Origin of the sequence: Pseudomonas sp. WS 5503 (genome assembly GCF_012985385.1) — a bacterium.
Taxonomy (GTDB): Bacteria; Pseudomonadota; Gammaproteobacteria; order Pseudomonadales; family Pseudomonadaceae; genus Aquipseudomonas; species Aquipseudomonas paracarnis.
Map to the genome: position 1 here is coordinate 42,262 of NZ_JAAQWI010000008.1, position 15,722 is coordinate 57,983.

General features: G+C 58.3%; 13 protein-coding genes and 2 tRNA genes. 1 reads left to right on the forward strand and 14 read right to left on the reverse strand.

Annotation, left to right across the window (positions count from 1 at the left end):
• Nucleotides 1-17 precede the first annotated feature (17 nt).
• The 11 genes from infB to rlmE all read right to left on the reverse strand — a co-directional run bounded on the left by infB (nt 18) and on the right by rlmE (nt 11,156).
• The gene (gene infB, locus HBO10_RS20125; protein WP_003194185.1) at nt 18-2,534 is read right to left on the reverse strand and encodes a translation initiation factor IF-2; all 2,517 of its coding nucleotides are present in this window, start codon (nt 2,532-2,534) and stop codon (nt 18-20) included.
• A 27-nt stretch (nt 2,535-2,561) separates the two neighbouring features.
• Nucleotides 2,562-4,043, reverse strand: coding sequence for a transcription termination factor NusA (nusA, locus tag HBO10_RS20130; protein WP_003194187.1), 1,482 nt, complete (start codon nt 4,041-4,043; stop codon nt 2,562-2,564).
• A 47-nt stretch (nt 4,044-4,090) separates the two neighbouring features.
• The gene (rimP, locus tag HBO10_RS20135; RefSeq protein ID WP_032873230.1) at nt 4,091-4,549 is read right to left on the reverse strand and encodes a ribosome maturation factor RimP; all 459 of its coding nucleotides are present in this window, start codon (nt 4,547-4,549) and stop codon (nt 4,091-4,093) included.
• A 140-nt stretch (nt 4,550-4,689) separates the two neighbouring features.
• A tRNA-Met gene (locus tag HBO10_RS20140) sits at nt 4,690-4,766 on the reverse strand.
• Nucleotides 4,767-4,862: 96 nt separating this feature from the next.
• A tRNA-Leu gene (locus HBO10_RS20145) sits at nt 4,863-4,948 on the reverse strand.
• A gap of 22 nt (nt 4,949-4,970) precedes the next feature.
• Entirely contained in the window at nt 4,971-5,354 is a 384-nt protein-coding gene (gene secG, locus HBO10_RS20150) for a preprotein translocase subunit SecG (protein ID WP_003194191.1), read from the reverse strand.
• A gap of 4 nt (nt 5,355-5,358) precedes the next feature.
• Nucleotides 5,359-6,114, reverse strand: coding sequence for a triose-phosphate isomerase (tpiA, locus tag HBO10_RS20155; protein WP_003194193.1), 756 nt, complete (start codon nt 6,112-6,114; stop codon nt 5,359-5,361).
• Between the two features lie 66 nt (nt 6,115-6,180).
• Nucleotides 6,181-7,518, reverse strand: coding sequence for a phosphoglucosamine mutase (gene glmM / locus HBO10_RS20160; RefSeq protein WP_003194195.1), 1,338 nt, complete (start codon nt 7,516-7,518; stop codon nt 6,181-6,183).
• Between the two features lie 16 nt (nt 7,519-7,534).
• Nucleotides 7,535-8,386 carry a dihydropteroate synthase gene (gene folP, locus HBO10_RS20165; protein WP_034127005.1) on the reverse strand — a complete coding sequence of 284 codons (852 nt, stop codon included), beginning with the start codon at nt 8,384-8,386 and terminating at the stop codon, nt 7,535-7,537.
• Between the two features lie 8 nt (nt 8,387-8,394).
• Nucleotides 8,395-10,305 carry an ATP-dependent zinc metalloprotease FtsH gene (gene ftsH, locus HBO10_RS20170; RefSeq protein ID WP_034127004.1) on the reverse strand — a complete coding sequence of 637 codons (1,911 nt, stop codon included), beginning with the start codon at nt 10,303-10,305 and terminating at the stop codon, nt 8,395-8,397.
• A 200-nt stretch (nt 10,306-10,505) separates the two neighbouring features.
• Complete coding sequence (gene rlmE, locus HBO10_RS20175) at nt 10,506-11,156, reverse strand: 23S rRNA (uridine(2552)-2'-O)-methyltransferase RlmE (RefSeq protein WP_034127003.1); 651 nt, start codon at nt 11,154-11,156, stop codon at nt 10,506-10,508.
• Between the two features lie 107 nt (nt 11,157-11,263).
• On the opposite strand from rlmE, the gene HBO10_RS20180 reads away from it, so the two are divergent.
• Nucleotides 11,264-11,572 (forward strand): YhbY family RNA-binding protein, encoded by a 309-nt coding sequence (locus HBO10_RS20180; RefSeq protein ID WP_003176146.1) that lies wholly within the window; start codon nt 11,264-11,266, stop codon nt 11,570-11,572.
• Nucleotides 11,573-11,581: 9 nt separating this feature from the next.
• Here HBO10_RS20180 and HBO10_RS20185 read toward each other — a convergent pair whose 3' ends face one another.
• The 3 genes from HBO10_RS20185 to carB are packed head-to-tail and all read right to left on the reverse strand — an operon-like array spanning nt 11,582 to nt 15,715.
• Nucleotides 11,582-11,986, reverse strand: a complete 405-nt coding sequence (locus HBO10_RS20185) for a hypothetical protein (RefSeq protein WP_034127002.1) — start codon at nt 11,984-11,986, stop codon at nt 11,582-11,584.
• Between the two features lie 28 nt (nt 11,987-12,014).
• Nucleotides 12,015-12,491, reverse strand: coding sequence for a transcription elongation factor GreA (gene greA / locus HBO10_RS20190; RefSeq protein WP_032873232.1), 477 nt, complete (start codon nt 12,489-12,491; stop codon nt 12,015-12,017).
• Nucleotides 12,492-12,493: 2 nt separating this feature from the next.
• Nucleotides 12,494-15,715: a carbamoyl-phosphate synthase large subunit gene (gene carB / locus HBO10_RS20195; protein ID WP_034127001.1), complete on the reverse strand. Its 3,222-nt coding sequence runs from the start codon at nt 15,713-15,715 to the stop codon at nt 12,494-12,496.
• Between the last annotated feature and the right edge of the window lie 7 nt (nt 15,716-15,722).

Consider the following 15,722-nt stretch of genomic DNA (forward strand, 5'->3'; position numbering starts at 1 on the left):
CTCCTGAAGTGCGCGAGTTAGAGGCTGCGAGCAACCTGAACCTTCTCGAAGACTTCGATCTTGTCGCCAACCTTGACGTCGTTGTAGCTCTTGACGCCGATACCGCATTCCATGCCGGCACGTACTTCGGCAGCGTCATCCTTGAAGCGGCGCAGGGATTCCAGCTCGCCTTCGAAGATAACGATGTCTTCACGCAGTACACGGATTGGACGGTTACGGTACACGGTGCCTTCAACCACCATGCAGCCGGCGATCGCACCGAATTTCGGCGAGCGGAACACGTCACGCACCTCGGCGATACCCAGGATGTTCTCCCGGACGTCGCTGCCAAGCATACCGGTAAGGGCTTTCTTGACGTCTTCGATGATGTCGTAGATGACGTTGTAGTAACGCATGTCCAGGCCTTCCTGCTCGACGATCTTGCGAGCGCCAGCATCGGCACGCACGTTGAAGCCGAACAGTACAGCGTTGGAAGCCAGTGCCAGGTTGGCGTCGGATTCGGTGATACCACCGACACCGCCACCGACAACGCGCACTTGCACTTCGTCGTTACCCAGGCCGTTCAAGGCGCCGTTCAACGCTTCGAGGGAACCACGAACGTCAGACTTGAGGACGATGTTAAGCGTCTTCTTCTCTTCCTGGCCCATGTTCTCGAAGATGTTTTCCAGCTTGCCGGCGTGAGCACGGGCCAGCTTGACCTCGCGGAACTTGCCTTGACGGAACAGAGCCACTTCACGGGCTTTCTTCTCATCAGCCACTACGCTCATCTCGTCGCCAGCGTCCGGCGTACCGTCCAGGCCGAGAATCTCGACTGGGATAGCAGGGCCTGCTTCCTTGATTGGCTTGCCGTTCTCGTCGAGCATGGCACGTACACGGCCGTAGTTCGAACCGACCAGTACCATGTCGCCTTGGCGCAGGGTACCGTCTTGGACCAGCACGGTGGCAACCGGGCCACGGCCCTTGTCGAGACGGGACTCAACCACGACGCCACGGCCAGGAGCCGATGGAGTAGCGGTCAGTTCCAGGACTTCGGCTTGCAACAGCACCGCTTCGAGCAGTTCGTCAACGCCGGTACCCATTTTCGCCGAGACCGATACGAATGGCGTCTCGCCACCCCATTCCTCGGACGTCACGCCGTGAACCGACAGTTCGCTACGGATGCGATCAAGATCGGCGCCCGGCTTGTCGATTTTGTTCACGGCAACGACCAGAGGAACACCGGCAGCCTTGGCGTGCTGGACAGCTTCAATGGTCTGCGGCATTACGCCGTCGTCCGCTGCAACCACCAGGATCACGATGTCGGTCGCCTTGGCACCACGGGCACGCATTGCGGTAAACGCGGCGTGACCTGGGGTGTCGAGGAAGGTGACCATGCCGCGCTCGGTTTCAACGTGGTATGCACCGATGTGCTGGGTAATACCACCGGCTTCGCCTGCGGCAACCTTGGCACGACGGATGTAGTCGAGCAGGGAAGTCTTACCGTGGTCAACGTGGCCCATTACGGTCACGACCGGCGCACGGGAAACCGCTTCACCTTCAAACTTCAGGGACTCGGCCAGGGAATCTTCCAGGGCGGTGTCGCTGACCAGGGTCACTTTGTGGCCCAGCTCTTCAGCAACCAACTGGGCAGTTTCCTGGTCCAGTACCTGGTTGATGGTGGCTGGAGTGCCCAGCTTGAACATGAACTTGATGATTTCAGCAGCCTTGACCGACATCTGCTGGGCCAGATCGCCCACAGTGATGGTCTCGCCGATCTTCACTTCACGCACGACAGGGCCGGTTGGGCTCTGGAAACCGTGGGCGTTGCGCTTCTTCAGCTTGGCCTTGCCGCGACCACCACGACGGAAGCCATCGCTTTCTTCGTCGGTAGTACGTGGGGCAACACGTGGCGCAGGCGCTTTCTCTTTGACCGAGGCGCGGTGCGGAGCGTTTTTACGCTCGCCATCGCCACCACCACCGCGACGATTGTTATCGTCAGCACGTGGTTTGTCCGGACGACGAGGCTCGTCGCGCTTGCGGGCGTCTGCTGCAGGAGCAGGTGCGGCGGCAGCCGGGGCAGCCTCACGCACAGCTTCAACAGGGGCGGCGACCGCGTCAGTGGCAGCAGGTTGCGCAGCAGCAGGCTGGCGACGCGCTTCTTCTTCGGCGCGACGCTTGGCTTCTTCTTCAGCCTTCTGACGTGCAGCATTTTCTACTGCGCGACGTTCTTCCAGCTCGCGTTTGCGCTCGGCTTCGATTTCTTCCGGGCTGCGCTGTACGAAGACTTTCTTCTTGCGTACTTCAACGCTGATGCTCTTGCTACCCGCAACCCGCAGGGTGCTGGTGGTTTTGCGCTGCAATGTAATCTTGCGCGGTTCTTCCACTTTCGCCTTGTGGCTGCTCTTCAAGTGAGTCAGCAAAGACTGCTTCTCACTATCGCTCACACCTTCATCGGCGGCGGTGTGCGGCAGACCTGCCTCACGCATCTGCTGCAACAGGCGCTCTACCGGTGTTTTGACCTCATCGGCCAGTTGTTTCACCGTGACTTGCGTCATGCACTTCTCTCCTCAGGCCGCGCCTAATTACTCGAACCAATGGGCTCGGGCGGCCATGATCAACTTGCCGGCACGATCTTCGTCAATGCCGTCGATGTCGAGCAGATCGTCAATAGACTGCTCGGCCAGGTCTTCGCGGGTAATTACGCCGCGCACCGCCAGTTCCATCGCCAAATCCTTGTCCATACCCTCAAGCGAGAGCAGGTCTTCGGCCGGATGGGCGTCTGCCAGCTTTTCCTCAGTAGCGATGGCTTTAGTCAACAAACGATCCTTGGCCCGAGCGCGGAGCTCGTTGACGATATCTTCGTCAAAGCCGTCGATGTTGAGCATTTCTTCCAACGGTACGTAGGCAATCTCTTCCAGGCTGGTGAAGCCTTCATCTACCAGCACCTGTGCCAGCTCTTCATCGACTTCCAACTCTTCGATGAAGTTGCGCAGGATGTCACCGGTTTCAGCTTGCTGCTTAGCCTGGATGTCCGATTCGGTCATCACGTTCAGGGTCCAACCGGTCAGTTGGCTGGCCAGACGCACGTTCTGACCACCACGACCAATGGCCTGAGCCAGATTGTCTGCGCCAACGGCGATGTCCATTGCATGGGCATCTTCGTCAACGATAATTGCCGCCACTTCAGCCGGCGACATGGCGTTGATCACGAACTGCGCCGGGTTATCGTCCCACAGGACGATGTCCACACGCTCACCGCCCAATTCGCCCGACACTGCCTGGACGCGCGAACCGCGCATACCGATGCAAGCGCCTTGCGGGTCGATGCGTTTGTCCTTGGAGCGGACCGCGATCTTGGCACGCGAACCCGGGTCACGGGACGCAGCCATCACTTCGATCAGGCCTTCGGCGATTTCCGGCACTTCGATACGGAACAGCTCGATCAGCATTTCCGGCGCGGTACGCGACAGGATCAACTGCGGGCCGCGGTTCTCGGTGCGGATTTCCTTGAGCAGCGCACGCAGACGCACGCCGACACGGAAGGTTTCGCGAGAGATGATGTCTTCGCGGGCCAGCAACGCTTCGGCGTTGTTGCCCAAGTCGACGATCACGTTGTCGCGGGTAACTTTTTTCACGGTGCCAGAGATGATTTCACCCAGGCGTTCGCGATAGGCGTCAACGACTTGAGCGCGCTCGGCTTCGCGAACCTTCTGCACAATGACCTGCTTGGCGGTCTGTGCAGCAATACGGCCGAATTCGATCGACTCGATCTTTTCTTCGACAACATCGCCAACCTGGGCGCCCGGATGCGTTTGCGCAACCTTGCTTGGCCAGGTTTCGATGGCCGGATCATCAAGATCGTCCTCTTCGACCACCGTCCAACGACGGAAAGTCTCATAGGCACCGGTGTGGCGGTTGATTTCCACACGCAGATCTACTTCGTCTTCAAAACGTTTCTTGGTAGCAGTGGCCAGGGCCAGCTCCAACGCTTCAAAAATCACGCTTGCCGGTACACCCTTTTCATTGGATACCGACTCAACAACCAGCAGTACTTCTTTGCTCATCGTACGCCTCGCCTTTCGCAAGCCATTGGATCCGCGGGATCCGCGTCTCAGTCAAAACTGGGAATAATGTTGGCCTTGTCGATCATATCGATCGGCAACAGGAACTCGTGGTCTTCTACCTGCACCACGACATCCTGCTCTTCTACACCGCGCAGAAGGCCCTGAAAGTTGCGTCGCCCTTCAAAGGGGGAGCGCAGCTTGATCTTCACTTGTTCACCGGCATATTTAGCAAACTGCTCGATAGTGAACAGTGGGCGTTCCATGCCTGGCGAGGAAACTTCAAGGGTGTATTCAACGGAGATTGGATCTTCAACATCCAGCACACCGCTGATCTGACGGCTGACAATGGCACAATCGTCCACCAGCACACCGCCCTCTTTATCGATATAAACGCGCAACATTGAGTGGCGACCTTGAGCCGAAAACTCAATACCCCAGCATTCATAGCCTAGGGCCACGACCACCGGGGCCAACAAGGCCTGCAACTCTTCTAGCTTGCTCGACACCTGAACCCCCTCGTGCATGTATGTGCATGCTGTGCAAAATAAAAAAATGGGCGAAACGCCCATCCTTGAAACGCCGTCGAACAGCGGCGTTGAAAGTGTCCAGCTAACAAAAAGCCCCTTAAAAGGGGCTCCGCTAAAACTGGTTGCGGGGGCCGGATTTGAACCGACGACCTTCGGGTTATGAGCCCGACGAGCTACCAGACTGCTCCACCCCGCGACAAAGCTGGGGCGGAAGTATACGACCGATCCCTTACAGGGTCAATGTAACCTTCCACCTACAAGAAAGCCCGCAACAGCGGGCTCTCCTGATAATTGGTACCGAGAAGGGGACTCGAACCCCTACACCCTATGGGCACAACCACCTCAAGGTTGCGTGTCTACCAATTCCACCACCTCGGCAATACAGCGTTTACAACCCTTCTTACTTCTGCTCTTGAGCTGGAGGTACGTCAGTCGCTGGAGTAGCCGACTTTTGCTCTTGAAGCACCGGGACATCATCAGAAGCCGGTTTTGCTTTTGGAACTTCCAACACTGCTGGGTTTGGCAAACCTACTTGAGTCAGCACATGAGCTTTCTCTTTAGCAAAGTAACCTAACCCTAAGCTGGTTATGAAGAAACCTGCGGCAAGTATAGCAGTAAACTTACTAAGAAAGGTAGAGGAACCTTGGCTTCCGAACACAGTATTTGAAGCACCTGCACCGAAAGACGCACCAGCATCCGCACCTTTACCCTGTTGCAACAAAACCAGAGCAACTACGCTCAGGGCAGCCAACAGATGAAAAACGACTACGACTGTTTCCAGCATTTTTTCAGTTTCCCGCGGCGCGACAGATCGCACCGAACTCATCTGCATTCAGGGAAGCTCCACCAATGAGCCCCCCATCGATATCCGGCATGCCGAACAGTTCGACCGCATTGGCCGCCTTCACGCTGCCGCCGTATAGAAGCCGCACACCTTGTGCGACTTCAGAATTCTCTGCCGCCAACTGCGCGCGGATGGCTGCGTGCACATCCTGCGCCTGTTGCGGTGTAGCAGTCAGCCCGGTGCCAATGGCCCAGACCGGCTCGTAAGCAATAACTGCCTTTGCAAATGCACCAACACCCAGCTCCTCGATGATGCTGCCCAGCTGACGCGAGACAACTTCAAGAGTCTTGCCCGATTCGCGCTGCTCAAGGGTCTCCCCTATGCACAACACCGGAATCAAGCCACAAGCCTGTGCTGCGGCGAACTTGCGGTTGAGCGTCCCATCCCGCTCGCCCATCATCTGGCGACGCTCGGAGTGCCCGACAAGCACATAGGAACAACCCGCATCAACCAGCTGACTCGGCGAAATCTCGCCGGTCAACGCACCTTGCATCGGCTCTACCGCAGAGTTCTGCGCGCCGACCTGAATCGACTTGCCCTTCAAGCCATCAACCACTTGGTTGATATGCAAGCAAGGCGGGAACACCGCGACGTCAACACCGCTAGGCAAGGCCAAGTGACGAAGGCCGTTGATCAGCTCAGCGACACTGGCGCGGGTACCGTGCATCTTCCAGTTACCAGCTACCATAGTGCGACGCATGCTGTACCCCGTCGGTCAAAGTGGGCGCAGATGTTACCCAACCACATCATCACTGGCAAGCCGAATTCAGGCGCAAACTTCAGTTACCAGTTTTGCCAGGTCTTCGGCATGGCCGCGAACCTGTGTTTCGTCCTCGCCTTCGACCATCACACGCACCAGCGGCTCTGTGCCGGACTTGCGCAGCAACACACGCCCGCGCCCCGCCATTGCCTGGGTCACGCGCTCGCAAGCCTCTTTGACAGCAGGGTGCTCGATGGGGTTTTCGCCACCGGCAAAACGCACATTGAGCAGCACTTGCGGGCACTTGCGCAGGGCTTGACGCGCCTGGGCCAGGCTCTCCTCGCGGCGACGCAGGGCCAACAGCACCTGTAGCGCGGCGATGATCGCGTCACCCGTGGTGGTGTGCTGGAAGCAGACCACGTGCCCGGAGTTCTCGCCGCCGACCAACCAGTTACGCTCCAGCAGCTCGGCGATCACGTAGCGGTCACCGACATTGGCGCGAATAAAGGGAATCCCCAGTTCTGCCAACGCCAATTCCAGCCCGAGATTACTCATCAGGGTGCCGACCACGCCACCTTGCAGCTTGTTACGCTCATGCAGGTCACGGGCAATGATGAACAACAGGTCATCACCATCCACGATCGTGCCAGTGTGATCCACCATCAGCACGCGGTCGCCATCGCCATCAAAAGCGATGCCCAGGTCCGCATGCTCAGCCAGCACAGCAGCCTGCAGTTGCTCCATGTGGGTGGAACCGCAGTTGTCGTTGATGTTCAAGCCGTTGGGCTGAGCCGACAGCACGGTAACCTGTGCGCCCAGTTCCTTGAAGACGCTCGGCGCCACCTTGTAGGTCGCCCCATGGGCGCAATCGACAACAATCTTCAAGCCTGCAAAATTGGTGCTGCTCGGGACGCTGCTTTTACAGAATTCGATATAGCGGCCTGACGCGTCGTTAATGCGCGACACCTTGCCCAGCTTGCTGGACTCGACCACCGTCATCGGCGCATCCAGCAGCTCTTCGATCATCAACTCGATCTCGTCAGGCAGCTTGGTGCCCTGCCCCGAGAAAAACTTGATGCCATTGTCATCATGAGGATTGTGGGAGGCGCTGATCACAATACCGGCTTCAGCGTGGAAGGTACGCGTCAGGTAAGCGATTGCCGGCGTGGGCATAGGCCCCAACAGCATCACATCGGCCCCGGCGGCGGACAATCCGGCCTCCAGCGCAGACTCAAACATGTAGCCCGAAATACGGGTGTCCTTGCCCACCAGGATGCGACACGCGCCCATGCTGCGGAACGCCATGCCTGCCGCCCAACCCAGCTTGAGCATGAAATCAGGGGTGATCGGGAATTCGCCGACCCGACCACGAATGCCGTCGGTGCCAAAATATTTTTTAGTCATAAGTACTCCATCATTCTTATTCGGCTGATTCTACAGCAGCGAGCATGCGCACCACATCGACCGTTTCGGCGACATCATGCACACGCAAAATACGTGCGCCCTTGGTCACGGCAAGCGCCGCAAGCGCCAGGCCGCCATACAGGCGTTCGCCGACGGGGCGATTCAAGGCGAGCCCTATCATGCTCTTGCGCGAAACGCCGACCAACAGCGGGCGACCAAGGGCGTGCAGCGCTTCCATGTGTTTGAACAGGCTTAGATTGTGCTGCAGGGTCTTGGCAAAGCCAAACCCCGGATCGAGGATGATCTGCTCAGGCGCAATACCCACAGCCACACACTTGGCAACCCTCTCAGCAAGAAACCCACCCACCTCGCCAACCAGGTCGTCGTAATGCGGATTGTCCTGCATGTTGCCGGGCTCACCCAACATATGCATCAGGCAGACGGGCAAGCCGGTCGCAGCGGCCGCATCAAGAGCACCGTCGCGCTGAAGCGAGCGCACGTCGTTGATCAACCCAGCCCCCAGACGCGCGGTTTCGCGCATCACTGCCGGGGTGGAGGTGTCTACCGAGATGATGACATCCAGCTCGCGGGCTATGCGCTCAACCACCGGTGCCACCCGCTCCAGCTCCTCCAATGGAGAAACAACGCGGGCGCCGGGGCGGGTCGATTCCCCACCCACATCAATCAGCGTCGCACCGGCAGCCACCATCGCCTCGGCATGGCGCAACGCGGCGTCCAACTGACTGAAGCGGCCACCATCGGAAAAGGAGTCAGGGGTTACATTGAGGATGCCCATGACATGCGTCCGGGCCAAATCAAGAACCCGGTTGCCGCAAGGCAACCGGGTAGAGGACAAAGCAGAAGTCATTTCAAACCTTAGTGATCAGCTGCCGGGCCGCCGATAGGCGTTTCAGGGCGCTCATTCTGCACCACAGGCGGAGTGCCCGAAGTACCCGAACCACCTTCCCAGTCGCGCGGCTCACGCGGCGTACGGCCCGACATGATGTCGTCGATCTGGTCGGCATCGATGGTTTCGTACTTCATCAACGCATCAGCCATGGCGTCCAGCTTGTCACGGTTGTCAGTCAGGATCTGCTTGGCAGTGCCGTAGCACTGGTCAATGATGCTGCGAACCTCGGAGTCGATCAGCTTGGCTGTCTCACCCGAGAAGCTGGCGCTTTGCCCACCGCCGCCACGGCCCAGGAACACTTCGCCTTCTTCTTCGGCGTACATCAATGGGCCGAGTTTTTCCGACAAGCCCCACTTGGTCACCATGTTTCGCGCAATCTGGCTGGCACGCATGATGTCGTTGGAGGCGCCAGTGGTCACACCGTCGAAGCCAAGGGTCATTTCTTCAGCAATACGGCCACCATACAGCGAGCAGATCTGGCTGATCAGCGCACGCTTGGAGAGGCTGTAGCGATCTTCTTCCGGCAGGAACATGGTCACACCCAGTGCCCGACCACGAGGAATGATCGACACTTTGTAGACGGGGTCATGCTCAGGCACAACGCGACCTACAATGGCGTGACCTGCCTCGTGATAAGCGGTGTTCTGCTTCTCTTTCTCGGACATGACCATGGATTTGCGCTCGGCGCCCATCATGATCTTGTCTTTCGCCAATTCGAACTCTTTCATCTCAACGATGCGCTTGCCAGTACGGGCAGCAAACAGCGAAGCCTCGTTCACCAGGTTCGCCAGATCAGCACCGGAGAAGCCGGGAGTACCACGGGCGATCACAGCCGGAGCCACGTCGTCACCCATCGGCACCTTGCGCATGTGTACTTTCAGGATCTGCTCACGGCCACGGATGTCCGGCAGGCCGACCACAACCTGGCGATCGAAACGGCCCGGACGCAGCAACGCAGGGTCCAGCACGTCCGGACGGTTGGTTGCGGCGATGACGATAATGCCGTCATTCATCTCGAAACCATCCATCTCTACCAGCAACTGGTTGAGGGTCTGCTCACGCTCATCGTGACCGCCACCCATGCCCGCGCCACGATGGCGACCAACGGCATCGATTTCGTCGATAAAGATGATGCATGGCGCGTGCTTCTTGGCCTGCTCGAACATATCGCGAACGCGGCTGGCGCCGACGCCGACAAACATCTCGACGAAGTCAGAACCGGAAATCGTGAAGAAAGGCACCTTGGCTTCGCCGGCAATCGCCTTGGCCAGCAAGGTTTTACCGGTACCCGGCGGGCCCACCATCAGCACACCGCGAGGAATACGGCCACCCAGGCGCTGGAACTTGCCCGGGTCACGCAGGAACTCGACCAACTCGCCGACTTCTTCCTTGGCTTCGTCGCAACCTGCAACGTCAGCCAGGGTAGTCTTCACCTGGTCTTCGGAGAGTAGGCGCGCCTTGCTCTTGCCGAAGCTCATCGGCCCGCCCTTGCCTCCCGCGCCACCTTGCATCTGGCGCATGAAGAACATGAACACGGCGATAATCACCAGGATCGGGAAGCTGGCTACCAAGAGCTGGGTCCAGATGCTTTGCTGTTCAGGCTGCTTGCCTTCAACAATGACCTTGTTATCCACCAGGTCACCGATGAGACCGTTGTCCTGAATGGCAGGACGAATGGTCTTGAAGCTGTCGCCATCGTTGCGCTTACCGGTAATCACGTAGCCATCAACCGCTACGCGCTCGACCTTGCCATCCTTAACTTGCTGGATGAAGTCGGAATAGTTGAGGGTCTGCGGCTCGTTAGGGCTGGAGAAGTTGTTCATCACCGTCACCAGGACAGCCGCGATGATCAACCACAGGATCAGATTCTTTGCCATATCGTTCAATTAACTACCCTCTGAAGCAAGCTCCGCTACTGGCGCGCGCTTCGCATGATATTCACCGGCCTAACTTACTACATTACCTACAACTCTGGCAGGCGCCGTCTGTAACCCTTTGTGAAACTTTGACTACGCAATATTCGTAAAGCTTCGTGACGAAAGCGATATAAAAAAACCTATCGCCCTCCTCGAATTTCTCAAAAACGCTCTTCGCTCGCAGCGCCTTCGACACCGCGGAAGCCACGGCACAGCAGATACTGCTCCCTGGACCGGTCACGGGATGAGTCCGGCTTGCGTGTCTGTACCTTATCGAACAACTTGCGAATGTTCTTGTGGTACTCGTCGAAACCTTCGCCCTGGAAGACCTTCACCAGGAAATCGCCACCCGGACGCAACACCCGACCTGCCAGATCCAGCGCCAGCTCACACAGGAACATGGCACGCGGCATATCAACAGCCGGTAATCCACTCATATTGGGGGCCATGTCGGAAATCACAAGGTCTACCTGCGAATTTCCCACAGTCTCCAGGATCTCGGCCAATACCTTGTCCTCGGTGAAATCGCCGTGAACAAAGGTCACGTCCGGGATGCTGTCCATCTCGAGGATGTCCGAAGCGATCAATCGGCCTTGCCCACCAATCAGACGACTGGTCACCTGGGACCAGCCACCGGGGGCCGCGCCGAGATCGATAACGCTCATGCCTGGACGAATCAATTTGTCCTTGTCCTGGATCTCCAGCAACTTGTAGCTGGCCCGGGAACGGTAGCCGTCCTTTTGCGCCTTTTTGACGTAAGGATCATTGAAATGTTCTTGTAGCCACTTAAGGCTGGTTTTGGAACGGGCCACGGGCCACCTCGAAAAAATAAAACGGGTCGTGATTAACTGGGCGGTCCCGGACTCGCTCGGGTAAACTGGCCGCCGCTTTTTACAAGATCAGACGCAGGGGTCAGATTATGCCGCTCACTCAAGAGCAGAAGAAACAGTACAAATCCATTGGCCACCATCTGAAACCAGTTCTGATTGTGGCAGACAACGGTTTGACTGAGGGTGTGCTAGCCGAATTCGAGCGCGCACTGAACGATCACGAACTGATCAAGATCAAGGTCAACATCCTTGATCGCGAAGCGCGCCTGGCCGCCGTTGCAGAACTGTGCAAGGTCGGCAAAGCGGACCTGGTTCAGGTCATCGGCAAGATGGCGCTGCTGTATCGCAAGAACTTCAGCGTCAACAAGCAACTGTCGAACGTTCATCGCTTCAAATGATGAAAAGGGTCAAGGGCGTGCTTCGCGCGCCCCGCCACTCCATCCCGGCGCAGGTTGCATAACCAGCACCAGGCCAGAGAACCCTAGCACAAGATAGCTGAATAACTGCCAGCGCAACGCTTGCGGCAGCCACACATGCACCATACAAAACATTGCGCATGCATACAGCGCCATCAACAGCAGTTGCCCGCGAATATCCCGCCACAAACTCTTCAAGCCTTCGGCCGTGATCAGCACCAACGCTTGAAGCATCACGCACGCCGCCGCAAAACCCACCAGCAGCGCACTCAGCAATCCGTCGATCTCATCGATCAGCAGCGGCGCCAGGCCAATCAGGCCCAACGCCGGCAACACGCCAATATGTAACAGCCATAGGCCGCCCACCCAAAGCATCTGAGAGAGCTGCCAAAGCATGGCGCCCGCACGCAGCGGGCGCCGTCTTTCAGATGTGACGAACTTCGACAATCTCGTACTCAATGACGCCGCTCGGCGTTTTCACGGCAACCACGTCGCCTTCTTCCTTGGCAATCAAGGCGCGAGCAATCGGCGAGCCGACAGAGATCTTGCCTTGCTTGAAGTCAGCCTCATCCTCACCCACGATCTGGTAAGTCACGCTTTCGTCGGTCTCGACGTTGGCGATTTCCACGGTCGTGCCGAAAATTACCTTGCCGGTATGCGGGATGGTGGTGACATCGATGATCACCGCATTCTGCATACGGCCTTCGATGTCACGAATCCGCGCCTCGACCATACCCTGCTGCTCGCGAGCAGCGTGGTACTCAGCGTTTTCCTTCAAGTCACCCAGCTCGCGGGCCGTACCGATGTCCTGGCTCAGCTTTGGACGTACGACCTTGGTCAGATGGGCGTGCTCCTCTTCCAGGGCGCGCGCCCCCTGAACGGTCATCGGGTATTTGGTTATGCTCATGCCTTCAATCCTGCGTGTAGATCCTGCAAGCGACGCACGGTCTTTTCCGGACCGAACTTCAGCGCTTCACAGATAGCTTCGCCAGCAGCAATGGTAGTGGTGCAGTAAATCTTGTGCTGCAAGGCATTACGACGAATGGAGTAGGAGTCCGCGATCGACTGGCGACCTTCGGTGGTGTTGATGATCAGAGTGACTTCGTCATTCTTGATCATGTCGACCACATGCGGACGGCCTTCCGTCACCTTGTTCACGCGACGTACTTTCAGGCCGGCAGCTTCGATCAGCTTGGCGGTCCCGGCGGTAGCCACGACTTCAAAGCCCAAGTTGATCAGATCGCGGGCGACCCCTGCAACCAGTGGCTTGTCGTCATCACGTACGCTGATAAACGCAGTACCGCCGGTCGGCAGCACTTCGCTGGCACCCATCTGGGCCTTGGCGAACGCTTCACCGAAGGTATCGCCCACACCCATCACTTCACCGGTGGACTTCATCTCTGGGCCCAGGATCGGGTCCACACCAGGGAATTTGGCGAACGGGAACACCGCCTCTTTCACACTGTAGAAGTTCGGAATGATTTCCTTGGTAAAGCCGATTTCCTTCAGGGTCTTACCAGCCATCACACGCGCAGCGATCATGGCCAGGGACACACCGATGCACTTGGACACGAACGGTACGGTACGCGAAGCGCGCGGGTTGACTTCAATGACGTAGATGTCTTCGCCTTGCAGCGCCAACTGTACGTTCATCAGGCCGACCACACCCAGTTCCAGGGCCATCTTCTTGACCTGTTCGCGCATCTCGTCCTGGATGTGCGCCGGCAGCGAGTACGGCGGCAGCGAGCACGCGGAGTCACCGGAGTGAACGCCGGCCTGCTCGATGTGCTGCATGATCGCGCCGATCACTACGTCAGTACCGTCGCAGACCGCGTCCACGTCCATTTCGATGGCGCAGTTGAGGAAGTGGTCCAGCAGCACCGGGCTGTCATTGGAGACTTTCACCGCATCACGCAGGTAGCGCTTGAGTTCTTCTTCTTCGTAGACGATTTCCATCGCCCGGCCGCCCAGTACGTAGGACGGACGCACCACCAGCGGGTAGCCGATCTTGCTGGCCGCACGGATGGCTTCGTCTTCGCTGCGCACGGTGGCGTTCGGCGGCTGACGCAGGTTCAGGCGCTCAACCATCTGCTGGAAACGCTCACGGTCTTCGGCACGGTCGATTGCATCAGGGCTGGTACCGATGATCGGCACGCCGGCAGCTTCCAGGGCACGCGCCAGTTTCAACGGGGTCTGGCCGCCGTACTGGACGATCACGCCTTTAGGCTTCTCGACGCGGCAGATTTCCAATACGTCTTCCAGCGTTACCGGCTCAAAGTACAGACGGTCGGAGGTGTCGTAGTCAGTGGAAACCGTTTCCGGGTTGCAGTTGACCATAATGGTCTCGTACCCGTCTTCGCGCAGGGCGAGGGCGGCGTGTACGCAGCAGTAGTCGAACTCGATACCTTGGCCGATACGGTTCGGACCGCCACCCAGGATGATGATCTTGTCGCGGCCTGTCGGCGCGGCTTCACACTCTTCCTCGTAGGTGGAGTACATGTAGGCAGTGTCGGTGGCGAATTCTGCGGCGCAGGTATCAACGCGCTTGTAGACCGGGAAAATATCCAGCTTGTGGCGATGAGTGCGCAGGTTCTTCTCGGTCACACCCAGCAGCTTGGCCAGACGCTGGTCGGAGAAACCTTTGCGCTTGAGGCGGAACATCAGGTCGCGGTCGATAGACGACAGACCCAGCGTCTTGACCTTCTCTTCTTCCTTGATCAGATCTTCGATCTGCACCAGGAACCACGGGTCGATCATGTTCATGCCGAAGATATCTTCGACGCTCAGGCCGGCACGGAAGGCGTCAGCCACGTACCAGATACGCTCGGCGCCCGGCACGGTCAGCTCGCGCTTGAGGATGCTCATGCTTTCCGGGTTGCTCAGGTCGAGCTTCTCGTCCAGGCCGCAAACACCGACTTCCAGGCCGCGCAGAGCTTTCTGCAGGGATTCCTGGAACGTGCGGCCGATGGCCATGACTTCACCGACCGACTTCATCTGGGTGGTCAGGCGCGCATCCGCCTTGGCGAATTTCTCGAAGGCAAAGCGCGGCAGCTTGGTCACGACGTAGTCGATAGACGGTTCGAAAGACGCCGGCATAGCGCCGCCGGTGATTTCGTTTTGCAGCTCGTCCAAGGTATAGCCGATAGCCAGCTTGGCGGCGATACGCGCAATCGGGAAGCCGGTCGCTTTCGAGGCCAGCGCCGAAGAACGCGATACACGTGGGTTCATCTCGATCACGACCATGCGGCCGGTGTCCGGGCAGATGCCGAACTGAACGTTGGAGCCGCCGGTTTCAACGCCGATCTCGCGCAATACCGCCAGGGAGGCGTTACGCAGGATCTGGTATTCCTTGTCGGTCAGGGTCTGTGCTGGCGCCACGGTGATCGAGTCACCAGTGTGCACGCCCATCGGGTCGAAGTTTTCGATGGAGCAGACGATGATGCAGTTGTCCTTCTTATCGCGGACAACCTCCATCTCATATTCTTTCCAGCCGATCAGCGATTCGTCGATCAGCAGCTCTTTGGTCGGCGACAGGTCCAGGCCACGAGCGCAGATTTCTTCGAACTCTTCACGGTTGTAAGCAATACCACCGCCGGTGCCGCCCATGGTGAAGGACGGACGGATGATGCACGGGAAGCCCAGGGTCTCGAGGACCGCATTGGCCTCTTCCATGCTGTGGGCGATACCGGAACGCGGGCACGCCAGGCCGATGGACTTCATGGCCTTGTCGAAACGCGAACGGTCTTCAGCCTTGTCGATGGTGTCGGCATTGGCACCGATCATCTCTATGCCGAACTTTTCCAGGACGCCTTCGCGCTCCAGGTCCAAGGCGCAGTTCAGAGCGGTCTGGCCACCCATGGTTGGCAGCAGCGCGTCCGGACGCTCTTTTTCGATGATCTTGGCAACGGTCTGCCACTTGATCGGCTCGATGTAGGTGGCGTCGGCCATGGCCGGGTCGGTCATGATGGTGGCCGGGTTGGAGTTCACCAGGATGACGCGGTAGCCCTCCTCGCGCAGGGCTTTACAGGCCTGGGCGCCGGAGTAATCGAATTCGCAGGCCTGGCCGATCACGATCGGGCCAGCGCCGAGAATCAGGATGCTTTTTATGTCTGTACGTTTTGGCATGGGTTTG